Here is a 21,767-nt window from a genome sequence, read left to right as displayed (position 1 = left end):
TGCTTCGGCGTCGTACGTAAACTACCAACTGGTAGGTAAGGAGCAGAAAATGAGAACCAGCGAGATGGCTTTGGGCGCCGACCAGGCGCAATGGCTGAAGCAGTACTATTTCATGCGTGCCGCGTTTTCCGTCGCTTGGGTCATTGCGGCCCTCGCGATCGCGCCGTCATCGGCAGTGATCGCAGCGACGTTGCTCGTTGCCTATCCGGCCTGGGACGCTGCCGCCAATTATCTCGACGCGCTCTGGAGCGGTGGCTTGAACCAGAACCGCACGCAGGGCCTGAACGTGCTGGTCAGCCTCGCCACCACCATTGCGGTCATCCTGGCCTTGCAGGTCAGCATGAACTGGGTGCTCGGAATCTTCGGAGCCTGGGCGATCCTGTCCGGACTGCTCCAGCTCGGCACGGCCGTGCGGCGCTGGAAGCGTCTCGGCGCGCAATGGGCCATGGTGCTCAGCGGTGGCCAGTCGGCCCTGGCGGGCGGCTTCTTCATCTTCCAGGCCGCGACGCCTGCGGTGCCGTCGATTGCGAATGTCGCGGGCTATGCCGCCGTCGGCGCGATCTACTTCCTGGTCTCGGCCGTCTGGCTCACGGTCGGCGACTGGCGCCGTAGTGCGGCCCTGTGAGCCGCAATGTCACTTACAGATAGGGCGTGCCGTCCTTGTGCAGGAAGCGGCCGTCCGATGCCGGGCTCATCATGTCGATGTCGGAGCAGGTGATGAGGTCGGCTGGCGAGCGTGAGCCGATCTCGAGATAGACCGCCGTCACGCTCGACCTGTTGATCATGTGATGGCCGTTGCCGCTGGCCTTGGGAAAGGCGGCGCAATCGCCGGCGTGCAGCACGGTTTCGCCGCCATCCTCGATCAGCGTCACTTCGCCTTCGAGAATGTAGACGAACTCGTCCTCGTGCGAATGCCAGTGCCGCTGGCTCGACCAGGTGCCCGGCGGCAGGCGCATCAGGTTGACGCCGAAATCCGACAAGCCTCCGGCATCGCCGAGCCGCTTGCGAATGCGCTCGGCGCAAGGCGCATTGAAAGGCGCCGGATAGCCGGAGCCCTTGCGAGCCGGCACGGTGGCGACGTCGATCTTTGGCATGTGGGACTCCCTGCAATCCACCAACAGACCGGCGGCGCGAAGCATCATCACGATGAACATCGCGGACCAGATCAATATGTGTGGGATGCTGTCATTCTGCGGCTGTTTTGCCCGACGTGTCAAACCGATCGGTGATGATGTCGCGCGAGGACAGGGAGCCGCTGAGCTGTCGTTCCTGGTAGGTAAGTCATTGATCCCGCTAGCGCCGGCTACTGTGCATGGGGTTGTTTTTCGAGTTTTGCTGGCCGCTCACGAAAGCGTGCGGCAAAAATGACGTCGGCCTGTCGGCGGGCGCAGTTCCCGTTCGTCTTTCACGCGAGACAGACCTGACGGGAGACTGAAATGATTTCTTCCAACTATCGCTGGGTGATCGTCGCCGCCGGCGGCGTGCTTGGCTGCGTCGCGATCGGCGGCATGTTTTCGCTGCCGGTGTTCCTGCAGCCGATCACCAAGGACACCGGCTGGTCGGTGACCGGCATCTCCAGCGCGATGACGATCGGCTTTCTGGCCATGGCCTTCACCAGCATGGCTTGGGGCACGCTGTCCGACCGGTTCGGGCCGCTGCCGGTGGTGCTGACGGGATCGGTCGTGCTGGCGCTCAGCCTGTTCGCGGCGAGCCACGCCACCTCGCTTCTCGTGTTCCAGATCGTGTTCGGCCTGTTGGTCGGCGCCGCTTGCGCTGCGATCTTCGCGCCGATGATGGCGACCGTCACGGGCTGGTTCGACACCAATCGCGGCCTCGCCGTGTCGCTGGTCTCCGCCGGCATGGGCATGGCGCCGATGACGATGTCGCCGCTGGCGGCCTGGCTCGTCTCCGGCCACGACTGGCGCACCTCGATGCAGATCATCGCGCTCGTGGTCGGCGCCATCATGATCCCGGTCTCGTTCCTGGTGCGCCGTCCGCCGGCGCTCGCGCAAGGTCCGGCCGCGCCCGCCGGCGAAACCGCCGGACAAAACGAGATGTCGATGGGCGAGGCGTTGCGCTCGCCGCAATTCCTGATCCTCCTCGCCACCAACTTCTTCTGCTGCGCGACGCATTCCGGCCCGATCATCCACACCGTCAGCTATGCCGTGAGCTGCGGCATCCCGCTGGTCGCAGCGGTGACGATCTACAGCATCGAGGGATTTGCCGGCCTCGGCGGGCGCATCGCCTTCGGGCTGATGGGCGACCGCTTCGGCGCCAAGCGCGTGCTGGTCTCGGGCCTGCTGCTGCAGGCCTTCGGCGCGCTCGCCTATGTCTTCGCGCAACAGCTCACGACGTTCTATGCGGTCGGCGCGATCTTCGGCTTCATCTATGCCGGCACCATGCCGCTCTATGCCGTTTTGATCCGCGAGAACTTCCCGCTCAAGATGATGGGCACGGTGATCGGCGGCACGGCGATGGCCGGCAGCCTCGGCATGGCGACCGGCCCGCTCGCCGGCGGCCTGATCTACGATGCCTTCTCCAGCTATGCCTGGCTCTACATCGCCTCCTGGGCCATGGGCTTAGGGGCCTTCCTGATGGCCATGACGTTCCGCCCCTTCGCAAAGCCGCAAGGCGAGGTGGCGCCGGCTGCGGCGTGAATTCGAGATCGAGGCGTGGCGTCAGAGCTGCGCCTCGATCGCGGCCTTGTCGATCACCGACCAGACCTGCCGGATCTTGCCGTCGAGAAATTCGTAGAAGACGTTTTCGCAGAAGGACACGCGCCGCCCGTTGACGGCAAGACCAACGAATGTCCCGACCGGTGTGCAGTCAAACTTCAATCGGGCGGCGATGCGGGGAGGATCGGAGATCAGCATCTCGATATGGAACTGCAGATCGGGGATCTCCCGAACATCCCGTTCCAGCATCGCGCGATAGCCCGCAAGCCCAAGGGGCCGCGCGTTGTGGGTGGCCTCCTCATGCACGAATTGTCCGAGTGCCGGCCAATCCCGCCGATTCAGGCAAGCGATGTAGGCGCGGTAGATGTCGGCGAGGTCGTCTCTCATCATTATCGAAGCTCCCACGGCCTCGACCAACGCGCGAGGACCGCGAACCGGTCCAGCGTCAGAGGCGCTTTTCGAAGAAGAGGTCCGGATAGGGATCGTCGTTGAACCGCGGGATCTCGCGCCAGCCCGTGCTGCGATAGAGCTGACCGGCTTCGGGCAGTGCGCTGTTGGTGTCGAGCCGCAGCAGCGCGATGCCGAGCTCGCGCGCGGCGCTCTCGGCCGCATCCATCAGGCGGCGGCCGAGCCGCAGCCCGCGCGCGGCGGGCGCGACCCACAGCCGCTTGATCTCGGCGTAGCCGTGATCGGTGCCCTTCAAGCCGACGCAGCCGATCGGCAGCGTGTCCGACATCGCAACGAGGAATGTGCCGCGCGGCCGGCGCATGTCCTTGGCGTCGGGGTCGCGTGACAGCGAGACGTCAAAGCCCTGGCTGAAGCGGCGGCCGAGCTCGGCATAGTACTCGCCGAGGCAGTAGCGCGCTTGCTCGCAGCGCGGATCCGTCTCCTCCAGCGCGACGCGCTCGCGCGTCAGCGCGGAGGCGATCAGGTCCATCGCCGCCAGCAACGCCTCGCGTTGCGAATGTTGCGCGAGGAGGCCTTCGGCCTGCGCCTTGGACAGCGCCTCGTAGGCTGCGAACTCGCGCCGGCCCGACCGTGTGAGCGTTGCCATGCGCCGCCGCGCATCGTCCTCGCGTGCGGCGGTCTCGATCAGCCCTTCGTCCTCGAGGCTGCGGAGCAGCCGGCTCATCAGCCCGGAATCGAGACCGAGATAGTCGCGGATCTCCGCCACGTCCGATCGCCCGTGCCCGATCGCATTGAGCACGCGCGCGGCACCCAGCGGCCGGCCGCGCCCGAGAAACGACGTATCGAGCGCTCCGACGGCAGAGGTGACGGCGCGGTTGAAGCGGCGAACGCGGAAGACGGGATCGAGCATGATATCTGACTTTAGTCAGATATCGCGGCTTGTCAATCGAGCGAGAGCTGATCGAGTTGCAGTTGCGCGCCTCTTTGTGAGTTGTTCCCGTGTCGCGAGCCGTTACCATGCGGCCGCTCGGGGAGTCTGAATTCACAACGAGCGGAGGCGGCATTGGGCGGGATGGAACGCAAAGCGAAGGGATCGGACCTGTTTGTCGCGGCGTTGGAGAATGAGGGTGTTGACCGCATCTTCGGCATCCCCGGCGAAGAGAATCTCGATCTGGTCGAATCGCTGCGTGCTTCGAGGATCGAGCTGATCCTGACCCGCCACGAGCAGGCCGCGGCCTTCATGGCCGCAACGCACGGGCGGCTGACCGGCAAGCCCGGCGTTTGTCTGTCGACGCTCGGCCCGGGTGCTCTCAATCTGTCGACGGGCGCCGCCTATGCGCATCTCGGTGCCATGCCGATGATCCTGATCACCGGCCAGAAGCCGATCATGAGCAGCCGGCAGGCCCGCTTTCAGATCGTGGACGTGGTGGCGACCATGAAGCCGCTCACGAAACTGTCGCGGCAGATCGTCAGCGCCTCCAGTATCCCGACCGTGGTGCGCGACGCCTTTCGCGTCGCGATGGAGGAGCGGCCCGGGCCGGTGCATCTCGAACTGCCCGAGGACGTTGCCGGGGACGAGGTGCCTGCGGTCCCCGTGATCCCGGTCCATCCGATCGAAATCCCGGTCGCCCATCGCGCCGCGCTCGACCGCGCCGCCGAGATGATCATGGCCGCCAAGCGCCCGCTGGTGATGATGGGCGCGGCGACCAGCCGGCCGCGGTCGACACACGGCATCGCAAGCTTCGTGCGGCGGACAGGCATGCCGTTCTTCACGACGCAGATGGGCAAGGGGACCGTGCCCGGCGGCACCAATCTCTACATGGGCACTGCCGCCTTGTCCGAGCGCGACTATGTGCATGATGCCATTGACGCTGCCGACCTGATCGTTGCGATCGGTCACGACCCGATCGAGAAACCGCCATTCATCATGGGGCCGTCAGGGCCAAAGGTCATTCACGTCAGCTACACGCCGGCAAGCGTCGAGCAGGTCTATTTCCCGGATGCCGAGGTCGTCGGGGATGTTGGCCCGAGCCTGGAGCTGCTGGCGGATCGCCTCGAAGGCAAGCTGCCGCAGGCCGCGGCGCTGCTGCCGCTGCGCGAAGAGATACTGAAGCACATCGCCGACCGCGCCACCGAAGCGCGCTGGCCGCCGACGCCGCAGCGCATCGTGCACGACATCCGCCAGGTGATTCCGGAGAACGGCATCGTCGCCCTCGACAACGGCATGTACAAGATCTGGTTTGCGCGCAACTACCGCACCCGCGTCGCCAACACGCTGCTGCTCGACAATGCGCTGGCGACCATGGGCGCCGGCCTGCCGTCGGCGATGATGGCCGCGATGCTCTATCCCGGCCGCCGCGTGCTTGCGGTTGCCGGCGACGGCGGCTTCATGATGAACAGCCAGGAGATGGAGACGGCGGTCCGCCTCAAGCTCAACCTGGTCGTGCTGGTGCTGGAGGACAAGGCCTACGGCATGATCCGCTGGAAGCAGGCCGTCGACCGCTTTGCCGATTACGGCATGACGTTTGGCAATCCGGATTTTGCACTATACGCCAAGGCTTATGGCGCCAAGGGTCATCGCATCGAAAGCATCGACAGCTTCGGCACGACGCTCGATGCCGCCTTCAGGGAAGGCGGCGTGCATCTGGTCGTGGTCCCGATCGATTATTCGGAGAACGTGCGGGTGCTGGTGGACGAACTGCGGGCGCACGAGAAGGCGAAGGCGTGAATTTTGTGCAACGCTCTCACCGTTCGTCATTGCGAGGAGCCCTTGCGACGAAGCAATCCAGACTGTCGCCGCCGAAAGATTCTGGATTGCTTCGCTGCGCTCGCAATGACGGAGCCTGTGGCGCACGTCTCGGTTCAACATGACAACCACACTTGTGTTGGGCGTGCCGATCGTCGAAACTCTCCACTACCCAACCAGCCACAGGAATAAAGCATGCCTCGCGTTCGTTGTGTCACCGAGATGGGCATGGGCGTCGACGTCCACGGCAGGGACGCCACCAAGGCGGCCAAGCGAGCGGTCTCCGATGCCATCAGGCATTCCAGCCTCGGCTTCTTCCGGATGATCGGCAAGACCGCGAACGACATGTTCGTGGACGTCACGATCGGCGTGCCGAATCCAGAAACCGTCGACAAGGAAGCCGTCGCCAAGGAGCTGCCTTACGGCACCGTGACCGTCACCGCGGTCAAGGGCGGGCTGGAGATCCCCTCGGCCACGGAAGTGGCCAACGATCCCATCCTGATCGCCAATGCCGCCGTCATCGTCAGCTTCGACAAGGATTAGGCCGATGTCCGCGAGCGATGAGGCGCTGCTGGATCGCCCGATCTGGAGCGCGTTGACGACGAGCCAGAAGCATCTGGCCGAGGGCGGCCCGCGGGCTCTGCGCTATCCCGTGGACATGACGCCGTTTGCCGATATGGCGGACATGTCCGCGGCAAGTTTTGCGGCGCTCGGCGATCTCATGTCGGGCTCGCAAGTCGCGGTGCTGTTCACGCCCGAGCCCGTCGAAATTTGCGCCGGCTTCAAGGTGCTGCTCGCGGAGCCCGGCGAGCAGTTGATCGGCTCGCCCGCCGACACTTCGCTGCGCGATGCCGAGATCGTCCGCCTCGGCGCGACTGACGTTCCCGCCATGATGGCGCTGACCGAGCTGACCAAGCCCGGGCCGTTTGCGGCGCGGACGCACGAGCTCGGCACATTCCTCGGCATCCGTGCACGCGGCGAGCTGGTCGCCATGGCCGGCGAGCGGATGAAGCCGGGCAATTTCACCGAGATGACGGCGGTCTGCGTGCATCCCGATCATCGCGGTCGCGGTTACGCACAGGCGTTGCTCGCCGCCATCGCGCGCCAGATCGAGGCGCGCGGCGAAATTCCGTTCCTGCACGTGTTCGCGAGCAATACGTCTGCCATCGCGCTGTACCAGCGGCAGGGCATGCGGATTCGGCGGCGGCTGCAGGTCACCGTGCTGATGAAGCAGGGATGAGCTGCACCGTGGGCTTCATATCCTGAGAAATCGCGCTATATCGATTCCAACCACAAATCGGGGGGGGGGGAGCACATGGACGCCAGAACGACTGATTTTTCCGCCGTACGGACGGCGATGCAGCGCTACGTCGATCAGGAGATCATTCCCGGCGTATCCTGGGCCGTGCTGCGCGGCCGCGAGGTGGTCGATCAGCAATGCGTGGGCTTTGCCGACCGAGAGGCCAACACTGCGCTGCGGCCCGATCATATCTTCCGGGCGTTCTCCAACACCAAGATCTTCGTCACCTGCGCGATCATGCTGCTGGTCGAGCAAGGCCGCATCGGCCTCGATGACGCAGTCGAAAAATTCCTGCCGCAGCTCGGCAATCGCAAGGTGCTGAAGCAGAACGCTTCGAGCCTTGCCGATGTCGAGCCGGCGAAGAGCCCGATCACGATCCGCCAGCTCCTGACCCACACCTCCGGCCTCAGCTACGGCATCTTCGATCCCGGCACGGTGCTGTTCAAGGGTTACAACGAGGCGCGCGTGCTCAATCCGCTAACGCCGCTCAGCGACATGATCGACAGGCTCGCCGACCTGCCGCTGTCCTATCACCCTGGCACGGCCTGGGAATATTCCGTGGCGACCGACGTGCTCGGCCGTGTGGTCGAGGTCGTCTCGGGCCAGCCGCTCGACGCCTTCCTGAAGGCGCGCATCTTCGATTCCCTCGGCATGACCGACACCGGCTTTTATGTCCCCGAGACACAGCAGGGCAGGCTGGTCGCGCTCTACAACGGCGCCGACGTGCTCGACCCCATGAAGCCCGGCCTCACGCGGGCCGACCATTTGCCTTACCCGCAAGCCTATCGGCGGCCGCTGCCGCGGCTCTCGGGCGGCGGCGGTCTGGTCTCGACCTTGCCAGACATGCTCGCGCTGGTGTGTGCGCTGCTGCCCGGGTCCGATGCGTTGCTGAAGCCGGAAACGCTGCGGCAGATGATGACGAACCAGCTGCCCGCAGGCCAGACCATCCGCTTTGCCAATCTCGGCCCGATTCCCGGCAAGGGCTTTGGCCTCGGCGGCGCCGTCACCTTCGCGCCGACACCGTTCGATCCGCCGAACTCGACCGGTGAATTCCAATGGGGCGGCCTGGCCGGGACCCATTGGTGGATCTGTCCGGAAGCCAATACGGCGGGCGTGCTGATGGCCCAGCGCTATATGGGCTTCTGGAATCCGTTCTTCTTCGAGTTCAAGCGCCTGGCCTATCAGGCGGTCGGAGCCTGATCGCAAAAAATCTTCCGTCAGCGCGAATCCTTTTTGGCCGTCGCGTCCTCTTGTTGGTCGAGGCAATCGGTCTCGGCCCATATCGGAGGATGTGATGGGATTCTATCGAAAGAACATCGGCGGACTGCATCAGGTGGTGCGGGTCGTCCTGGGGATTGCGGTGGCGGCTGCGGCGTTCGTTTATCTTGCCGGCGCGACGGCATGGCTGGTCGCGCTCGGTGGCGCCGGTTTCGCACTGACCGGTCTCGTCGGTTATTGTCCGATGTGCGCGATGGCAGGCATCGGCAAGGGAGGGATGTCGTGAGCGCGGCGGCGATCTCGCCAAATCTGTTCGAGGCCGCGCGGCTCGGCGATGCCGAGGCGATTGCGCGTCTGCTCGAGACGACGCAGCCGGATATTCGTCGCTATGCGCGCGCGACCTGCCGCAGCTCGGCGGACGCGGAGGATGCGACGCAGGAGGCGCTCTGGATCCTGTTCCGTCACGTCGGCACGATCCGTTCGCTGCTGGCATTGTCGGCCTGGCTGTTCAGCGTGGTCCGGCGCGAATGCCTGCGGCTCGCGCGCCGGGCCGGCCTTGTGCCGGCGGTCGATGGCGCCGAGGCGGAGGCCGCACTGCTGTTGCGCCCTGAGGCCGATCTGCGGCTCGACGTCGCCGCGGCGTTCGAGGCGCTGCCGCCGCACTATCGCGATGTCGCGCTGATGCGCGACGTCAAGGAGATGACGATCGAAGAGATTGCCGCCGCGCTCGGCGCGAGCAGGCAGACCGTGAAGGCGCGGCTGCGTCGCGCCCGCGCGTTGATGCGCGAATATCTGACGAGATGAGAGACGACCGGATTAAGGAAAAGAATGGAGTGACGTGGGCGGGAGACGTCGCCTCCCGCCCGCGGTTCGCTTTAGTCCTTCCACGGATCGAACTCGCCTTCGCCGGCCATGGCGACGGCGAACGGCCGCAGCGTGTGCAGCACGCGCACGGTGCCGGCGTGCTGGGCCAGCACGTCCGGCAGGCGGCGATAGGCCATCGGGCTCTCGTCGAGGTCGGCACCGATCAAGGTGACGCCGCGCTCGTTCAGCCAACGGTCCATCTCCTCGCGCGAGAAGCGCCGCTTCGCCTCACGTCGTCCGAACAGGCGGCCGGCGCCGTGCACGGTCGAGTAGAGCGAGGCCTTGGCTTCCGGGCTGTCGACGCCTTCGAGGATGACGGCGTCGTCGCCCATCGAGCCGCCGACGAACCCCTTCTGGCCGGGAAACGCCGGCGTCGCGCCCTTGCGCACCACCCACAGATCCTTGCCGTCGTGGGTCTCACGCCAGGCATAATTGTGGTGGTTGTGCACGCTCTCGGTCACGCTGCCGCCGATGATCTGGCGGACGCGCTCGACGACCCATTCGCGGCCCGCATAGGCATAGCGCCCGGCGAGCTGCATCGCCGCGATGTAGCGGCGGCCGAGCTCGCTGTCCTCGTCGACGACGGCGGGCGGGACGTTCATGCCGTCCTTGCCGCCGGCGGCCTTGAGGTAGCGCGTCGCGGAGGTGTGCCCGAGACCGCGGCTGCCGAAGTGGACGCCGATCCAGACGAAGCCTTCCTCGTCGCGCATGAGGTCGACATAGTGGTTGCCCGATCCGACCGTGCCGAGCTGCTTCACCGCCTTCTGACGGTAGTCCTCCATGTCGCTTTCGCGCCAGGCCTCGCCGTCGTCGAACAGGTCGTGCTCGGCCCGTTCCGCGTTGGCACGTCCGACGCCGAACGAGATCACCTTGGCGACGTCGCGGATGATCGTGGGAGCGATCCCCGCGATGTCGTCGAAGCGCGTGTCGAGCCGAGCCGCCATGTTGCCGCAGCCAATGTCGAAGCCGACGCCGGAGATGCTGATCTGCTTCTCATAGGCGATCACCCCGCCGACCGGCTGCGCATAGCCGAGATGGCCGTCGGCGCAGATCACGCCGGAGACGACATTGCCGATGGCCATGCAATTGCGCATCTGCGCGATCGTCGCCTCCTCATGCGGGCCGAACACCTTCAGCGGCGCATTCTGGAAGCGGGCGTCCTGCGTCCGGAACGCGGCAATCGAGCTCGCGGTCGCATTGGCCTCGCGGGCAAGATGCTCCTTGCGCGCTGCGTCCTTGTACAGGCACCAGGCCGGCTGGCCGCGGCCTTCGCCGACGCGCGAGTCGGGATCGACACCGGCGGCGAGGCAGAGCTCGCGGGCGCGTTCCATGTAGGGATCGGGTCGTCGCATGGTCGTAGATCCTTGTCATTCCGCGCGCACCATAACGGGGGCGGGCGGATCATTTCAGAGATTTCGTTGGCCCCGGGCGCATCTCGCGTCCGGGGCCATTGTTGTTGCGCATCAGGTCAACGCCGTCTCGGACGCCGCGATCCACGCGACCACGGCCTCGGAGAAGCCGTTGACGCGGGTCCAGGCGCCGTGACCGACGCCGTGCTGATACGAGGCCACGTTGACCATGGTGCCGCGCGCCCTCGGCTCGGGCACCTGGTCGTGGCTCTGCTCGTCGGTGAAGACGATGAGGCGATCGCCCTTGCAGTCGATCTCCGTCACCGCCTTGCCGAGATAGGTTCCGCCATGCGGCTGCGAGTTGATGATCGCATCCCGCAGCGCGAAACCGCGGCGGGGAGGGACCTTCACGACCTCGTTGGAGAAGGTGAAGATCTCGACCTCGTCGCAGATCTCGCGGGCGAGAATGGCAAGGCCACACGCCGCCTCCGCGCGCGTCATTTCCGACTGCGCGGAGAGCGTTGCGAACATCGAGCCGGACACGTCGATCAGGAGCCGGGTGCGGCCCGGAAGCCGCACATGGTCCTTGATCGACTTGAGCATCGCAGCCTCGAGCTCGGGCTCGAAGTCCGGCGCATAGCGCGCCGCCGTGATGAAGCGATAGGGCAGGATACGATCCGTCCGCATCGCCTCGATCGCGCCTGCGATGGTCTCGCGCAGGACCTGCGCGTTCTGCATCAGGCGCAGATTGCGCAGTAGCGCCAGGCCGCCGAGCTTTCGCTCGGCGATCAGCCGCTCGAAGGTCTCGCGCTTGTTCTTGCCGGCCGAGAGCGAAACCTCCCAGGTGTCGGGGGAGGCGAGCTCGCCATCGACGAGCTGCTTCCACACCTTCGCCTGATCGGCGTCTTTCGGCTTGGCGTGCACCAGGAACAGAACGTCCCTGATCCGCACCGCGCCGTCGCGGTCCCACTTGGCGAGCTGATAGGCGTCGAACTTGGTCAGCGCGCGGGCAAGACCCTTCTTCACCTGTGCCGAGACCGGCTGGCGCTTGCGCTGCTGCATCGGCCCCAGCGCATCCGCCCAGTAGATCGCGAGCAGCTCCGTCATCTCGTCGGGACGCTGGATCACCTGGGCGAGCGTGTCGGCAACGAGGGTGCGGTGCTTCTCGTTCCGCGCCATCTCGCGGATGACGAGGAGCTGTGCGTGCCGCAGCTTCATCACTTCGCGCGCCTCGATCGCAAGCTGCGCGACGCGCGCGGGCGCGACCTTGGGCACGAGGGCCTTGATGCGGTCGGCGATGGCGACGCCATCCTCGTAGAACTGGTCCTCCCACAGGAGGCAGTTCATCAGCGCGCGCTTCAGCTCCATCTCGGGCGTGAAGCGAATTGCGCGTGCGCCCTCCCGCGTGAAGGCGCGAACGATCTTGTTGAGCCTGACCATGATGGCCTCCTCTTGGGTTGATGGGCGATGGAAACGGTGCCGGGGAACAGGCGAGGCTGTACTGCCCTTGCGGGCAAGTCACATGCTCAACCGCTGAGCTACGGACTTTCGTCCGGAAGGAGTCGAACCTTCGACATTGCGATCCGAAGTAACAGCGCTCCTCACCACCGGCGGTGGCTAGGGGACACGATCCGGGAACGGGCGATTGCTGTACCCGACGAGCCGAAGCTCGCCGGAAAGCGCTCTATCCTCTGAGCTACCGGTGCATGGGACACCGGGCGGGATTCGAACCCGCGACCTCTCGCGTTGCAGGCGAAGTAACAGAAATCTTCACCACGGATCGTGATGGGGTTGGCGGGGAACGATCGATGCTGTTGCTGCCCTTGCGGGCGATCCGCCTTTCGGCGCGCAGGGTTCGAACCTGCTCGGCGCTTTCCCGCCTTTACCACGAAGTAACAGACATCTTCACCACCGCCAGGCCAGTGCTTTCGCATCGGCCATTGATGGGTACGCTGGGGAACGGGCGATATCGGCTTTCAGTGACAACAACACAGTCTCTGTCCCCAACGGATAGATCCTGCGCCGGGCCGCGTGCAAGCCTTTTCCGAGGCCGCATCCCGGTGCGTGTGTCAAAGGCGGGAGGCATACCCGCTGTGCCGTGTGGAGAAGTATCCGACATCTTCACCACCAGCGTCGGTTGAGCCGCGATCCCTCACGGCAAACCGAGTTAGAAAAATTCGATCGCGGCGCTGTCGACGCGCCGCACATTGCGAACCCACTGGGTTCGCTCTGCCATCGGTGTCCGGCTCATCGCCTCGTTCCCTCCGGCAGGCCCCGCGCACTTGGGCACGCGCCTCTCCAGCGCGAGCCCCGAGATCCGGGTCTCTCGTTCCGGCCATTGCCGGGATGTTCGGTGGGGCCGCGCGGCGGGCAACAAAAAACCCTCCGGAGCGGCAGGCTCAGGAGGGTCCGTGAGAAGCGGACTGTCGATCTCGCGGTCAGGCAAGATCGCTCCCATGAGCCGGGCATGCGCAATCGAACAGCTTTGGGCTATTCGGTATGCGGACAGTTCTTTCGTAGCGGTACGACATCGCTCGGTTCATGGTGTCTGTCGCAAACGGAAGTGCTTGCGAGGGCGCGGGACATACGCCCGCAACTTGCGGATGTCAAGCGAGACGCGCGAGGAAACTGAAATTGACGGACGCATGACTTGCAAAAACTATCTGGGGCTCGACGGATTTCGCTTCGGCTGGGTCGCAGCGTGGATCGACGAGCGCGGCGATCAAGGCTTCGATTATTCGCCAAGCCTGATGCGTCTGCTCGCAATCCCGCACGCCCGCGCGATGATCGACATGCCGATCGGACTGAACGCGAGCGGCTACCGCGCCTGCGATTTGCGCGCACGCGAACTGATCGGCCCAGCCGTGTTTCTCGGCGCGCGCCGCGACCTCTGGGCGTTCCACGACATGGCGGCGGCCAATCGCCATTACTGGAAGCACGAAGGCGAGGGCAGGGGCGTGTCGGCGCAGCTCTGGAATATCAGGGACAAGATGAGGGAGGTCGACGAGGCCATGACGCCGGCGCGGCAGGCGACGATCGGCGAAGCGCATCCGGAATTGATCTTCTGGAATCTGGCAGGACGCGTGCGGCTCGAACCGAAGTCCTCGCCGCGGGGCCGCGAGCAGCGTATCGCGCTTTTGAGAGGCCGCGGCTTCACTGAGGTCAAGAGATGGCTCACGCTTCGCCACGGCACCGGGATCGGTCGCGACGATCTCATCGACGCCTGTGCCTGCGCTGTCGCAGCGCGCGACAGCACGCAATCCGTTGGTGACGGCAGGATCGATCCGCGCGGACTACGGATGGAGATCAACTTCTGAAGGCGATCAGCCCCGCCGCTCGCCTTTACCTTCCAGCCGGCAGCGACTATTGCGGCTTGGAGTCGAGCGGACGTCTTCGTCGTCCAGTCTTGTTGCTCTCGCTTCGTACTCCTCGGCCATCGCCCGCAACCGCTGCGCCGCTTTGCTGTGCGTGAGATCGTTCGCGACGCGGCGACAGCGTTCGGCGTGGTCGAGCAGGGCGCGTTTCTCGATGTTCATTAAGCGACAACGCGCGAGGGGGCCATTGGTCCCTTTGAGAGCCGCCGGAACAGAGCGATGCCGTCGCAGCGAGATCGGGAAAAAATAGCAATATTTTGTCGTCGCCTGGAACGTGGCGCCTGAGCCGACGTTCTACGCCAGAGGCTGTCGAGGGATATACAATACAATGTACGACGTGTGCCAATTGGCGACCGCGATGCTCGCGGTTGCCTTTACGGCCCTGCTGCTGATCACGGGTCAACGGTTCATCGAGTCTCGGCTGCAGTATGAAGCAATGCCCCCGTTCGTGGCGATGGCGACACTGCCGCCCTAGCACAGCCGGAAGTGACTTGCGCGGTGCGGTACCTTGCCTAGATTGAGCACGCCTCAGTCCATGCACCCAGAGTCCCGATGTCCGATATGTCCTCCATTCCTGTCCCCAACTGGGACCGTCTGTCAGTCTTTCCGATCACCAGGCGCTGGCCACCCAAGCATCCGGAATTACTTCAGCTCTATTCGCTGCCGACGCCGAACGGCGTCAAGGTTTCGATCATGCTGGAGGAGATCGAGCTTCCTTACGAAGCGCATCTGGTCGACTTCGGCAAGGACGACCAGAAGACGCCCGAATTCCTCTCGCTCAATCCCAACGGTAAGATTCCGGCGATCCTCGATCCCAACGGTCCCCGCGACAGGAAACCATTGGCGCTGTTCGAGTCCGGGGCGATCCTGCAATATCTCGCGGAGAAGACCGGCAAGCTGCTGCCGCAGGATGCCGCGCGGCGTTATCAGACGCTGCAGTGGCTGCACTTCCAGATGGGCAGCGTCGGGCCGATGTTCGGTCAGGTCGGCTTCTTCCACAAATTCGCCGGCAAGGATTACGAGGACAAGCGGCCTCGTGACCGCTACGTCGCCGAAGCCAAGCGCCTGCTCGGCGTGATGGATACGCATCTGGCCGGCCGGCAATGGTTCATGGATGACGACTACACCATTGCCGACATCTCCATGCTCGGCTGGGTGCGCAATCTCATCGGCTTTTATGGCGCCGGCGATCTCGTCGAATTCGCCCAGTTCAAGGCGGTCGGCGCCTGGCTCGGACGCGGCCTCGCGCGTCCCGCGGTGCAGCGCGGATTGAACATTCCGGCAAGGCCCTGACAAGGCCCTGAGGCTAGAACAGCCGTCCGCCGTTCGGCACTGGCTTGCTCGGCTGCACCAGCACCACCTTGCCGTCGGCATCGGGGAAGCCGAGCGTCAGCACCTCGGAGACGACCGGGCCGATCTGGCGCGGCGGGAAATTGACGACGGCCGCGACCTGTTGGCCCACGAGACTTTCGAGCGGGTGGTTTTCGGTGATCTGGGCCGAGCTCTTGCGCACGCCGATGGCGGGGCCGAAATCGATCCACAGCCGCCAGGCCGGCTTGCGCGCTTCCGGAAACGGTTTGGCGTCGACGATGGTGCCGACACGGACGTCGACCGCGAGGAATGTGTCGAAGTCGATGGTCGGTGCGGCCGCCGCTGCGGGATCGTGGGTGACGTGCATGGGATGTCCGTTCGGTGGGGTGACGCGTCTCGCGACATTGTCGCGCGACGCGGAGTTTCGTACAACGCCACGCACATCATTGCTACGCCATGCGCGAGGACCGTCTTGCCCACCATCATCTACGGCATCAAGAACTGCGACACCATGAAGAAGGCCCGCGCCTGGCTCGATGGCCATGGCGTGGCTTACGCGTTTCACGACTACAAGGCGGCGGGTGTCGAGAAGGACAGGCTGAAGCAGTGGAGCGACAAGGTCGGTTGGGAGACCCTGCTCAATCGCGCCGGGACGACCTTCAAGAAGCTGCCCGACTCCGACAAGGAAGGCCTCACCGAGAAGAAGGCGCTGGCCTTGATGCTAGCGCAACCATCGATGATCAAGCGGCCGGTGCTCGAAATCGGCGGCAAGCTGTTGGTCGGCTTCAAGCCGGATATCTATGCCAAGGAGGTCGGCGGCAAGGCGCGCTGACGGCTAGTTCAGCTCAATGATCTCGTTGGAGATGGCGCGGCCCGGCTGGTCCGAGAACTCGACCGGATCGGCGGGTGCGATGCGGCCGGGGGCGCGATGAAACAGCTCGCGATCGATCACGGCCCGCAGCTTCGGGCGCGGCAGCGCGTCATTTCCGCGCATCAGATTCTTGATCTCGAAGCCGCCGTCCTCGCAGAAGGTCTTTACTGACGCGATGACGTGGCTGACCCTGCCGTCGGTCAGGAACGGCAGCAGCAGCCGCTCATACGCGACGATTCGGCCATAGGCGTCGTCGACGTCGGCAACGCTGTAGATCGGAAGGCCGCGCGCGACGCATTCATGATAGATCGGCATCACGTATGGTGCGAGCCGCGGCCCGACGTAATCATCGAGCGAAACGCCCTTGCCGGTATGCCCATAGGCGCGCGAGATGCGCGTGCCTTCGCTCTGGATGACCAGACGCGGCGTCGGCGTCGAAAGCTCCACCGTATAATAGATGAGATCCGACAGCTCCTCCTCGAGCCGCGCGGGCTGATACTCCCAGATCGCGGGAGCGATCTGCTGGCGCGCATAAAGTCGCAGCCACGTGTTGAGGAGATCACGCTGGCGGATCGACTTGACGACGGAGGGAGCGGCGCTTGCAAAATCCAAGACAATATTCTCCGCGCGTGAAAACCCTGGGATGATCGGGCTTGCGGGAAAATTTTCGATGAAGGCTGGCGCGGGAGACGAAAGACCGTTAACGACGGCTTGATGGCCGGTGCCTTGCGAACCGGAAAGGCCGGGCAGGCACGACATCGACCTCTGCGACTAAGGGAGCATTTGTACCCCGGCCGGAGGCCTGACCTGCTCAGCTTTCCGCCTTGCCTAACCCCCGTCACCTCCGGCATATTCCGCGCCCGGAGGCGGCGCCCCGGTGGGCTGCAAGTCCTCCGGACAGCCGAAGCAACAAGGACAGCCACGCGCCGCGCGCGGGCAGGGGGAAAACTGTTTGGCCGATGAGTTCATTCTCGAAACGGAAGGCTTGACCAAGGAGTTCGCGGGCTTCTTCGCCGTCCGCGACGTTGCGCTCAAGGTTCGCCGTGGGAGCATTCATGCGTTGATCGGCCCGAACGGGGCCGGCAAGACGACCTGCTTCAATCTTCTGACCAAGTTCCTCAAGCCGTCGGCCGGGAAAATCCTGTACAAAGGGCAGGACATCACCGCGATGGCGCCGGCGGATGTGGCCCGCATGGGGCTGGTCCGTTCGTTCCAGATTTCGGCGGTGTTTCCCCATCTCACCGCGCTCGAGAACGTCCGTGTCGCGCTGCAGCGCCAGCATGGCTCTTCGTTCGATTTCTGGCGCTCCAAGTCGGTGCTCAACCGCTTCAACGACCGCGCGCGCGAGCTGTTGAACGATGTCGGCCTCAACGAGTTTGCCAACACGCCGGCGGTCGAGATGCCCTATGGGCGCAAGCGTGCACTTGAGATTGCGACCACGCTGGCGCTCGACCCGGAGATGATGCTGCTCGACGAGCCGATGGCCGGCATGGGCCACGAGGACATCGACAAGATCGCGGCGCTGATCAAGCGCATCTCCGCGAAATACACCATCCTGATGGTCGAGCATAACTTAAGCGTCGTGGCCAACCTCTCCGATATCATCACCGTGCTGACGCGCGGGCAGGTGCTCGCGCAAGGCCACTACTCCGAGCTCACCAAGGACGAGCGCGTCAAGGAAGCTTACCTGGGAGCCGGTCATGCCTGATACAGCGATCGCCGAGGCTCCGGCCAGGGCTGCGACTGGCGGGAACATCCTGCAAGTCCGCAACTTGGAAGCCTGGTACGGCGAGTCTCACATCCTGCACGGGATCAACTTCGACGTGAACGCGGGCGAGGTCGTCACCCTGCTCGGGCGCAACGGCGCCGGCAAGACGACGACGCTGAAGTCGATCATGGGCATCATCGGCAAGCGCACCGGCTCGGTGAAGTTCAACAACCAGGAGATCATCCGCGCGACCTCCGACAAGATCGCGCGCATGGGCGTCGCCTTCTGTCCGGAAGAGCGGGGCATATTCTCCAGCCTCGACGTCCGCGAGAATTTGATGCTGCCGCCGGTTGTCCGCGAAGGCGGTTTGCCGCTCGACCAGATCTTCGAGCTATTCCCGAACCTGAAGGAGCGGCTGAACAGCCAGGGCACCAAGCTGTCGGGCGGCGAGCAGCAGATGCTGGCGATCGCGCGCATCCTACGCACCGGCGCGAGCTTTCTGATGCTGGACGAGCCGACCGAGGGTCTTGCACCCGTCATCATCCAGCAGATCGGCCATACCATTGCGCGGCTCAAGAAGGAGGGCTTCACGATCCTCCTGGTCGAGCAGAACTTCCGCTTCGCTTCCACCGTCGCCGACCGCTATTACGTAGTCGAGCACGGCAAGATCATTGACGGGTTTTCCAATTCGGAGCTTGCCGCCAACATGGACAAGCTCCACACCTATCTCGGTGTGTAGCCGAGCAGGCCGGACGATCGAGAGTAACTATCAAAGGAATATTGGGAGGTCGGATTATGAAGCACAGCATTTCGGCAATGTTGCTCGGGACGGCCCTGGCGCTCGGCGCGGCAGGCGGCGCGGTCGCGCAGGACAAGAACATCAAGATCGGCGTGCTGACCGACAATTCAGGACTTTATGCTGATCTCGGTGGCGCCGGCTCGACCGTCGCCGCACAGATGGCGATCGAGGATTCCGGGCTCGCTGCCAAGGGCTGGAAGCTCGACCTGATCTCCGCCGACCATCAGAACAAGCCTGACATCGGCTCCACGATTGCTCGGCAATGGATCGACGTCGAGAAGGTCGACATCTTCATGGATGTCCTGAACTCCGGCGTTGCGCTGGCGGTGAACAATATCGTCAAAGAGAAGAATTCCATCCTGATCAACACAGGTGCGGCGACGTCGGATCTCACCAACGCGCAATGCTCGCCGAATACGGTCCACTGGGTCTATGATACCTATATGCTGGCCAACAGTACCGGGCAGGCGCTGGTGAAGGCGGGCGGCGACACCTGGTATTTTCTCACCGCGGACTACGCCTTTGGCCATGCCCTCGAGCGCGACACCGCCGCGGTGGTGGTGAAGTCGGGCGGCAAGGTGATCGGCAACGTCAAGCATCCCCTGAATACCGCTGACTTCTCGTCCTTCCTGCTTCAGGCGCAGGCCTCCAAAGCCAAGATCATCGGCATGGCGAATGCCGGCGGCGACACCACCAACACCATCAAGCAGGCGTCCGAGTTCGGCATCGTCTCGGGCGGCCAGAAGCTTGCGGGTCTGCTGCTCTTCATCACCGACGTGCACTCGCTCGGTCTGAAGGTGGCGCAGGGCTTGAACTTCACCGAGACCTTCTATTGGGACATGAACGACGGCACGCGCGCCTTCTCCAAACGCTTCTCCGAGCGGATGAAGAACAAGGCGATGCCCTCGATGGTGCAGGCCGGCGTCTATTCGGGCCTGCTGCACTACTTCAAGGCGCTGGAGGCGATGGGCGGCAATCCGCATGATGGGGCCAAGGTGGTCGCCAAGATGAAGGAGATGCCGACCGACGATGCGTTGTTCGGCAAGGGAACGATCCGTGCGGACGGTCGCAAGCTGCATCCGGCTTATCTGTTCGAGGTCAAGAAGCCCGAGGAATCCAAGGCGCCCTGGGATTATTACAAGCTGATCGGCACGACCCCCGGCGACCTGGCCTTCCGGCCGCTGTCGGAAAGCGCCTGTCCGCTGGTGAAGAAGTAACGGTGAACGATGCGGGCCGGCGCCGCAGCGGTGCCGGCCTGTTGTTGAGGAATAGAAGGGACCGGGTGCGGGATCGATGCAGGCTCTCTACGCTCAGCTACTGGTGGGACTGATCAACGGCTCGTTCTACGCGCTGCTCAGTCTCGGGCTTGCCGTCATCTTCGGCATGCTCAACATCATCAATTTCGCCCATGGCGCGCTCTACATGATGGGCGCCTTCGTCGCCTATTTCCTGTTGAACCTTGGTGGCATCAATTATTGGTGGGCGCTGCTGCTGGCGCCGATCATCGTCGGCATCTTCGGCATGATCCTGGAACGGACCATGCTGCAATGGCTGACCGGGCTCGATCATCTCTACGGCCTGCTCCTGACCTTCGGCATCGCGCTGATCGTGCAGGGCGTGTTCCAGAACTATTTCGGCTCCTCGGGCCTGCCTTACGCCATTCCCGAGCAGCTCAGGGGCGGCATGAATCTCGGCTTCATGTTCCTGCCGATCTACCGCGGCTGGGTCGTCGTGTTCTCGCTGGCGGTGTGCCTTGCGACCTGGTTTCTCATCGAGAAGACGCAGCTCGGCGCCTACCTGCGCGCCGCCACTGAAAATCCGACGCTGGTGCGTGCCTTCGGCATCAACGTGCCGCGCATGATCACGCTCACTTACGGTCTCGGCGTCGGCCTTGCCGCGCTTGCCGGCGTGCTCTCGGCGCCGATCAACCAGGTGCGGCCGCTGATGGGTGCCGACCTCATCATCGTCGTGTTCGCGGTGGTGGTGATCGGCGGCATGGGCTCGATCATGGGCTCCATCATCACCGGCTTTGCGCTCGGCGTGATCGAGGGCCTGACCAAGTATTTCTACCCCGAGGCCTCCAACACCGTCGTGTTCGTGCTGATGGTGCTGGTGCTGCTGGTGAAGCCGACGGGATTGACGGGAAGGGCGGCCTGAGATGACAACCCTGACGGACGACACGCTTCCTGTGACCCCGCGCGCAATGCGCGACGAGATGATTGTATTCGCAGTGATGGCGCTGCTGCTCGCAGCGGTGCCGTTCACGGGCGTCTATCCGTTCTTCGTGATGCAGGCGCTGTGCTTTGCGCTGCTCGCCTGCGCCTTCAATCTGCTGGTCGGCTATGGCGGCTTGCTGTCGTTCGGCCACGCGATGTTTCTGGGCACGGCCGGCTATTGCAGCGCGCATGCGCTGAAGGTCTGGGCGCTGCCGCCCGAGCTCGGCATTCTCGTCGGCGTCGCCGCGGCGTTCGTGCTCTCGATCGTCACCGGCTACATCTCGATCCGACGCCAGGGCATCTATTTCTCGATGATCACGCTGGCGCTGTCGCAGCTCCTGTACTTCATCTATCTCCAGGCCCCGTTCACCCATGGTGAGGACGGCATCCAGGGCATCCCGCAGGGACGCATGTTCGGCGTGCTCGATCTGTCCAAGCCGACGGTGCTGTACTATGTCGTGCTGGTCGGCTTCCTCGCCGGCTTCCTCCTGATCTTCCGCATCATCAACTCGCCGTTCGGCGAGGTGCTGAAGTCGATCCGCGAGAACGAGCAGCGCGCGATCTCGCTCGGCTACCGCACCGACCAATACAAGTTCCTGGCCTTCGTGCTGTCGGGGACGCTCGCCGGCCTTGCCGGTGCGCTGAAGGTGTTCGTGGCGCAGAACGCTTCGCTCACCGACGTGCACTGGACGATGTCGGGCGAGGTCGTGCTGATGACGCTGGTCGGCGGGCTCGGCACCGTTTTCGGACCCGTGGTCGGCGCCTTCGTGATCATCGCCATGCAGCAATATCTGGCCGGCTTCGGCCAGTGGGTGACGGTGATCCAGGGCGCGATCTTCGTGGTCTGCGTGCTCACCTTCCGCCGCGGCGTCGTCGGCGAAATCGCGCATTACTTCCGGCGATCGCTCTAAGTAACTGGTATTGCATC

The 21,767-nt window shown here is 64.3% G+C and carries 26 protein-coding genes and 1 tRNA gene; 18 read left to right on the top strand and 9 right to left on the bottom strand.

All coding sequences use genetic code 11. The features are described 5' to 3' along the window. The first annotated feature begins 49 nt into the window (after nt 1–49). Complete coding sequence (locus I6F37_RS09125; RefSeq protein ID WP_074447870.1) at nt 50–625, top strand: DUF308 domain-containing protein; 576 nt, start codon at nt 50–52, stop codon at nt 623–625. Nucleotides 626–638: 13 nt separating this feature from the next. Here I6F37_RS09125 and I6F37_RS09120 read toward each other — a convergent pair whose 3' ends face one another. Then, entirely contained in the window at nt 639–1,094 is a 456-nt protein-coding gene (locus I6F37_RS09120) for a cupin domain-containing protein (protein ID WP_036000949.1), read from the bottom strand. Between I6F37_RS09120 and I6F37_RS09115 the strand changes: the two genes are divergently transcribed. Together I6F37_RS09115 and I6F37_RS09110 are read left to right on the top strand one after the other, a co-directional pair. After that, nucleotides 1,093–1,368, top strand: a complete 276-nt coding sequence (locus I6F37_RS09115) for a hypothetical protein (RefSeq protein ID WP_156447105.1) — start codon at nt 1,093–1,095, stop codon at nt 1,366–1,368. The genes I6F37_RS09120 and I6F37_RS09115 overlap by 2 nt on opposite strands. 68 nt (nt 1,369–1,436) lie before the next feature. Next, nucleotides 1,437–2,657 (top strand): MFS transporter, encoded by a 1,221-nt coding sequence (locus I6F37_RS09110; protein ID WP_109144037.1) that lies wholly within the window; start codon nt 1,437–1,439, stop codon nt 2,655–2,657. 21 nt (nt 2,658–2,678) lie between these two features. Here I6F37_RS09110 and I6F37_RS09105 read toward each other — a convergent pair whose 3' ends face one another. Together I6F37_RS09105 and I6F37_RS09100 are read right to left on the bottom strand one after the other, a co-directional pair. Then, nucleotides 2,679–3,065 carry an ester cyclase gene (locus I6F37_RS09105; RefSeq protein WP_109144036.1) on the bottom strand — a complete coding sequence of 129 codons (387 nt, stop codon included), beginning with the start codon at nt 3,063–3,065 and terminating at the stop codon, nt 2,679–2,681. A gap of 55 nt (nt 3,066–3,120) precedes the next feature. Beyond that, entirely contained in the window at nt 3,121–3,993 is an 873-nt protein-coding gene (locus I6F37_RS09100; protein WP_225150993.1) for a bifunctional helix-turn-helix transcriptional regulator/GNAT family N-acetyltransferase, read from the bottom strand. 162 nt (nt 3,994–4,155) lie between these two features. On the opposite strand from I6F37_RS09100, the gene I6F37_RS09095 reads away from it, so the two are divergent. From I6F37_RS09095 to I6F37_RS09070, 6 genes are all read left to right on the top strand, one after another. Continuing rightward, complete coding sequence (locus I6F37_RS09095) at nt 4,156–5,811, top strand: acetolactate synthase large subunit (protein ID WP_225150991.1); 1,656 nt, start codon at nt 4,156–4,158, stop codon at nt 5,809–5,811. Nucleotides 5,812–6,024: 213 nt separating this feature from the next. Beyond that, nucleotides 6,025–6,372, top strand: coding sequence for a Lin0512 family protein (locus tag I6F37_RS09090; RefSeq protein WP_225140228.1), 348 nt, complete (start codon nt 6,025–6,027; stop codon nt 6,370–6,372). 4 nt (nt 6,373–6,376) lie between these two features. Then, entirely contained in the window at nt 6,377–7,069 is a 693-nt protein-coding gene (locus I6F37_RS09085) for a GNAT family N-acetyltransferase (RefSeq protein WP_225150989.1), read from the top strand. A gap of 75 nt (nt 7,070–7,144) precedes the next feature. After that, on the top strand, nt 7,145–8,329 hold the full coding sequence (locus tag I6F37_RS09080) for a serine hydrolase (protein ID WP_225150987.1): 1,185 nt from the start codon (nt 7,145–7,147) through the stop codon (nt 8,327–8,329). Nucleotides 8,330–8,423: 94 nt separating this feature from the next. After that, nucleotides 8,424–8,633, top strand: coding sequence for a DUF2892 domain-containing protein (locus tag I6F37_RS09075; protein ID WP_225150985.1), 210 nt, complete (start codon nt 8,424–8,426; stop codon nt 8,631–8,633). Then, complete coding sequence (locus tag I6F37_RS09070) at nt 8,630–9,151, top strand: RNA polymerase sigma factor (RefSeq protein ID WP_225150983.1); 522 nt, start codon at nt 8,630–8,632, stop codon at nt 9,149–9,151. The genes I6F37_RS09075 and I6F37_RS09070 overlap by 4 nt, the downstream gene beginning before the upstream one ends. A 71-nt stretch (nt 9,152–9,222) precedes the next feature. Here I6F37_RS09070 and I6F37_RS09065 read toward each other — a convergent pair whose 3' ends face one another. From I6F37_RS09065 to I6F37_RS09055, 3 genes are all read right to left on the bottom strand, one after another. After that, nucleotides 9,223–10,563, bottom strand: coding sequence for an RtcB family protein (locus I6F37_RS09065; RefSeq protein ID WP_036022627.1), 1,341 nt, complete (start codon nt 10,561–10,563; stop codon nt 9,223–9,225). A 111-nt stretch (nt 10,564–10,674) separates the two neighbouring features. Further along, on the bottom strand, nt 10,675–12,000 hold the full coding sequence (locus I6F37_RS09060) for a TROVE domain-containing protein (protein ID WP_225150981.1): 1,326 nt from the start codon (nt 11,998–12,000) through the stop codon (nt 10,675–10,677). Nucleotides 12,001–12,107: 107 nt separating this feature from the next. Next, nucleotides 12,108–12,263: transfer RNA gene (locus tag I6F37_RS09055), tRNA-Arg, on the bottom strand. A 942-nt stretch (nt 12,264–13,205) separates the two neighbouring features. On the opposite strand from I6F37_RS09055, the gene I6F37_RS09050 reads away from it, so the two are divergent. Beyond that, entirely contained in the window at nt 13,206–13,877 is a 672-nt protein-coding gene (locus tag I6F37_RS09050; RefSeq protein WP_036000909.1) for a DUF429 domain-containing protein, read from the top strand. A 6-nt stretch (nt 13,878–13,883) separates the two neighbouring features. On the opposite strand, the gene I6F37_RS09045 is transcribed toward I6F37_RS09050, so the two are convergent. Then, nucleotides 13,884–14,096: a hypothetical protein gene (locus I6F37_RS09045; RefSeq protein WP_157783966.1), complete on the bottom strand. Its 213-nt coding sequence runs from the start codon at nt 14,094–14,096 to the stop codon at nt 13,884–13,886. A gap of 166 nt (nt 14,097–14,262) precedes the next feature. Between I6F37_RS09045 and I6F37_RS09040 the strand changes: the two genes are divergently transcribed. Both I6F37_RS09040 and I6F37_RS09035 read left to right on the top strand, forming a co-directional pair. Continuing rightward, nucleotides 14,263–14,409 carry a hypothetical protein gene (locus I6F37_RS09040; RefSeq protein WP_192893234.1) on the top strand — a complete coding sequence of 49 codons (147 nt, stop codon included), beginning with the start codon at nt 14,263–14,265 and terminating at the stop codon, nt 14,407–14,409. Between the two features lie 86 nt (nt 14,410–14,495). Further along, nucleotides 14,496–15,227 carry a glutathione S-transferase N-terminal domain-containing protein gene (locus I6F37_RS09035; RefSeq protein WP_036000906.1) on the top strand — a complete coding sequence of 244 codons (732 nt, stop codon included), beginning with the start codon at nt 14,496–14,498 and terminating at the stop codon, nt 15,225–15,227. Between the two features lie 13 nt (nt 15,228–15,240). Here I6F37_RS09035 and I6F37_RS09030 read toward each other — a convergent pair whose 3' ends face one another. Then, nucleotides 15,241–15,612 carry a tRNA-binding protein gene (locus tag I6F37_RS09030; RefSeq protein WP_057028941.1) on the bottom strand — a complete coding sequence of 124 codons (372 nt, stop codon included), beginning with the start codon at nt 15,610–15,612 and terminating at the stop codon, nt 15,241–15,243. A gap of 105 nt (nt 15,613–15,717) precedes the next feature. On the opposite strand from I6F37_RS09030, the gene I6F37_RS09025 reads away from it, so the two are divergent. Next, the gene (locus I6F37_RS09025; RefSeq protein WP_036000881.1) at nt 15,718–16,077 is read left to right on the top strand and encodes an ArsC family reductase; all 360 of its coding nucleotides are present in this window, start codon (nt 15,718–15,720) and stop codon (nt 16,075–16,077) included. Nucleotides 16,078–16,080: 3 nt separating this feature from the next. On the opposite strand, the gene I6F37_RS09020 is transcribed toward I6F37_RS09025, so the two are convergent. Further along, the gene (locus tag I6F37_RS09020) at nt 16,081–16,728 is read right to left on the bottom strand and encodes a hypothetical protein (protein WP_167361655.1); all 648 of its coding nucleotides are present in this window, start codon (nt 16,726–16,728) and stop codon (nt 16,081–16,083) included. A gap of 340 nt (nt 16,729–17,068) precedes the next feature. On the opposite strand from I6F37_RS09020, the gene I6F37_RS09015 reads away from it, so the two are divergent. From I6F37_RS09015 to I6F37_RS08995, 5 genes are all read left to right on the top strand, one after another. Further along, nucleotides 17,069–17,824: an ABC transporter ATP-binding protein gene (locus I6F37_RS09015; protein WP_018317619.1), complete on the top strand. Its 756-nt coding sequence runs from the start codon at nt 17,069–17,071 to the stop codon at nt 17,822–17,824. Beyond that, on the top strand, nt 17,817–18,563 hold the full coding sequence (locus tag I6F37_RS09010; RefSeq protein WP_036022650.1) for an ABC transporter ATP-binding protein: 747 nt from the start codon (nt 17,817–17,819) through the stop codon (nt 18,561–18,563). Before I6F37_RS09015 ends, I6F37_RS09010 begins: the two co-directional genes overlap by 8 nt. 56 nt (nt 18,564–18,619) lie before the next feature. After that, the gene (locus tag I6F37_RS09005; RefSeq protein ID WP_225125722.1) at nt 18,620–19,840 is read left to right on the top strand and encodes an ABC transporter substrate-binding protein; all 1,221 of its coding nucleotides are present in this window, start codon (nt 18,620–18,622) and stop codon (nt 19,838–19,840) included. Nucleotides 19,841–19,916: 76 nt separating this feature from the next. Beyond that, complete coding sequence (locus I6F37_RS09000; protein WP_036022653.1) at nt 19,917–20,780, top strand: branched-chain amino acid ABC transporter permease; 864 nt, start codon at nt 19,917–19,919, stop codon at nt 20,778–20,780. Nucleotide 20,781: 1 nt separating this feature from the next. After that, a complete protein-coding gene (locus I6F37_RS08995; protein ID WP_036022655.1) occupies nt 20,782–21,750 on the top strand; it encodes a branched-chain amino acid ABC transporter permease in 969 nt (322 codons plus the stop codon). Nucleotides 21,751–21,767 lie beyond the last annotated feature (17 nt).

Source organism: Bradyrhizobium sp. NBAIM08, from assembly GCF_020193935.1.
In the GTDB taxonomy this organism is placed as follows: Bacteria; Pseudomonadota; Alphaproteobacteria; order Rhizobiales; family Xanthobacteraceae; genus Bradyrhizobium; species Bradyrhizobium yuanmingense.
The sequence above is the reverse complement of the archived record's forward strand: the minus strand, read 5'-3'. Positions and strand labels throughout refer to the sequence as shown.

Bases quoted from the DNA above. Each gene is read 5' to 3' on its own strand.
- I6F37_RS09125 (WP_074447870.1), top strand. From the start codon at position 50: ATGAGAACCAGCGAGATGGCTTTGGGCGCCGACCAGGCGCAATGGCTG.
- I6F37_RS09115 (WP_156447105.1), top strand. From the start codon at position 1,093: ATGTGGGACTCCCTGCAATCCACCAACAGACCGGCGGCGCGAAGCATC.
- I6F37_RS09120 (WP_036000949.1), bottom strand. From the start codon at position 1,094: ATGCCAAAGATCGACGTCGCCACCGTGCCGGCTCGCAAGGGCTCCGGC.
- I6F37_RS09110 (WP_109144037.1), top strand. From the start codon at position 1,437: ATGATTTCTTCCAACTATCGCTGGGTGATCGTCGCCGCCGGCGGCGTG.
- I6F37_RS09105 (WP_109144036.1), bottom strand. From the start codon at position 3,065: ATGATGAGAGACGACCTCGCCGACATCTACCGCGCCTACATCGCTTGC.
- I6F37_RS09100 (WP_225150993.1), bottom strand. From the start codon at position 3,993: ATGCTCGATCCCGTCTTCCGCGTTCGCCGCTTCAACCGCGCCGTCACC.
- I6F37_RS09095 (WP_225150991.1), top strand. From the start codon at position 4,156: ATGGAACGCAAAGCGAAGGGATCGGACCTGTTTGTCGCGGCGTTGGAG.
- I6F37_RS09090 (WP_225140228.1), top strand. From the start codon at position 6,025: ATGCCTCGCGTTCGTTGTGTCACCGAGATGGGCATGGGCGTCGACGTC.
- I6F37_RS09085 (WP_225150989.1), top strand. From the start codon at position 6,377: ATGTCCGCGAGCGATGAGGCGCTGCTGGATCGCCCGATCTGGAGCGCG.
- I6F37_RS09080 (WP_225150987.1), top strand. From the start codon at position 7,145: ATGGACGCCAGAACGACTGATTTTTCCGCCGTACGGACGGCGATGCAG.
- I6F37_RS09075 (WP_225150985.1), top strand. From the start codon at position 8,424: ATGGGATTCTATCGAAAGAACATCGGCGGACTGCATCAGGTGGTGCGG.
- I6F37_RS09065 (WP_036022627.1), bottom strand. From the start codon at position 10,563: ATGCGACGACCCGATCCCTACATGGAACGCGCCCGCGAGCTCTGCCTC.
- I6F37_RS09060 (WP_225150981.1), bottom strand. From the start codon at position 12,000: ATGGTCAGGCTCAACAAGATCGTTCGCGCCTTCACGCGGGAGGGCGCA.
- I6F37_RS09050 (WP_036000909.1), top strand. From the start codon at position 13,206: ATGACTTGCAAAAACTATCTGGGGCTCGACGGATTTCGCTTCGGCTGG.
- I6F37_RS09045 (WP_157783966.1), bottom strand. From the start codon at position 14,096: ATGAACATCGAGAAACGCGCCCTGCTCGACCACGCCGAACGCTGTCGC.
- I6F37_RS09040 (WP_192893234.1), top strand. From the start codon at position 14,263: ATGTACGACGTGTGCCAATTGGCGACCGCGATGCTCGCGGTTGCCTTT.
- I6F37_RS09035 (WP_036000906.1), top strand. From the start codon at position 14,496: ATGTCCTCCATTCCTGTCCCCAACTGGGACCGTCTGTCAGTCTTTCCG.
- I6F37_RS09030 (WP_057028941.1), bottom strand. From the start codon at position 15,612: ATGCACGTCACCCACGATCCCGCAGCGGCGGCCGCACCGACCATCGAC.
- I6F37_RS09010 (WP_036022650.1), top strand. From the start codon at position 17,817: ATGCCTGATACAGCGATCGCCGAGGCTCCGGCCAGGGCTGCGACTGGC.
- I6F37_RS09005 (WP_225125722.1), top strand. From the start codon at position 18,620: ATGAAGCACAGCATTTCGGCAATGTTGCTCGGGACGGCCCTGGCGCTC.
- I6F37_RS09000 (WP_036022653.1), top strand. From the start codon at position 19,917: ATGCAGGCTCTCTACGCTCAGCTACTGGTGGGACTGATCAACGGCTCG.
- I6F37_RS08995 (WP_036022655.1), top strand. From the start codon at position 20,782: ATGACAACCCTGACGGACGACACGCTTCCTGTGACCCCGCGCGCAATG.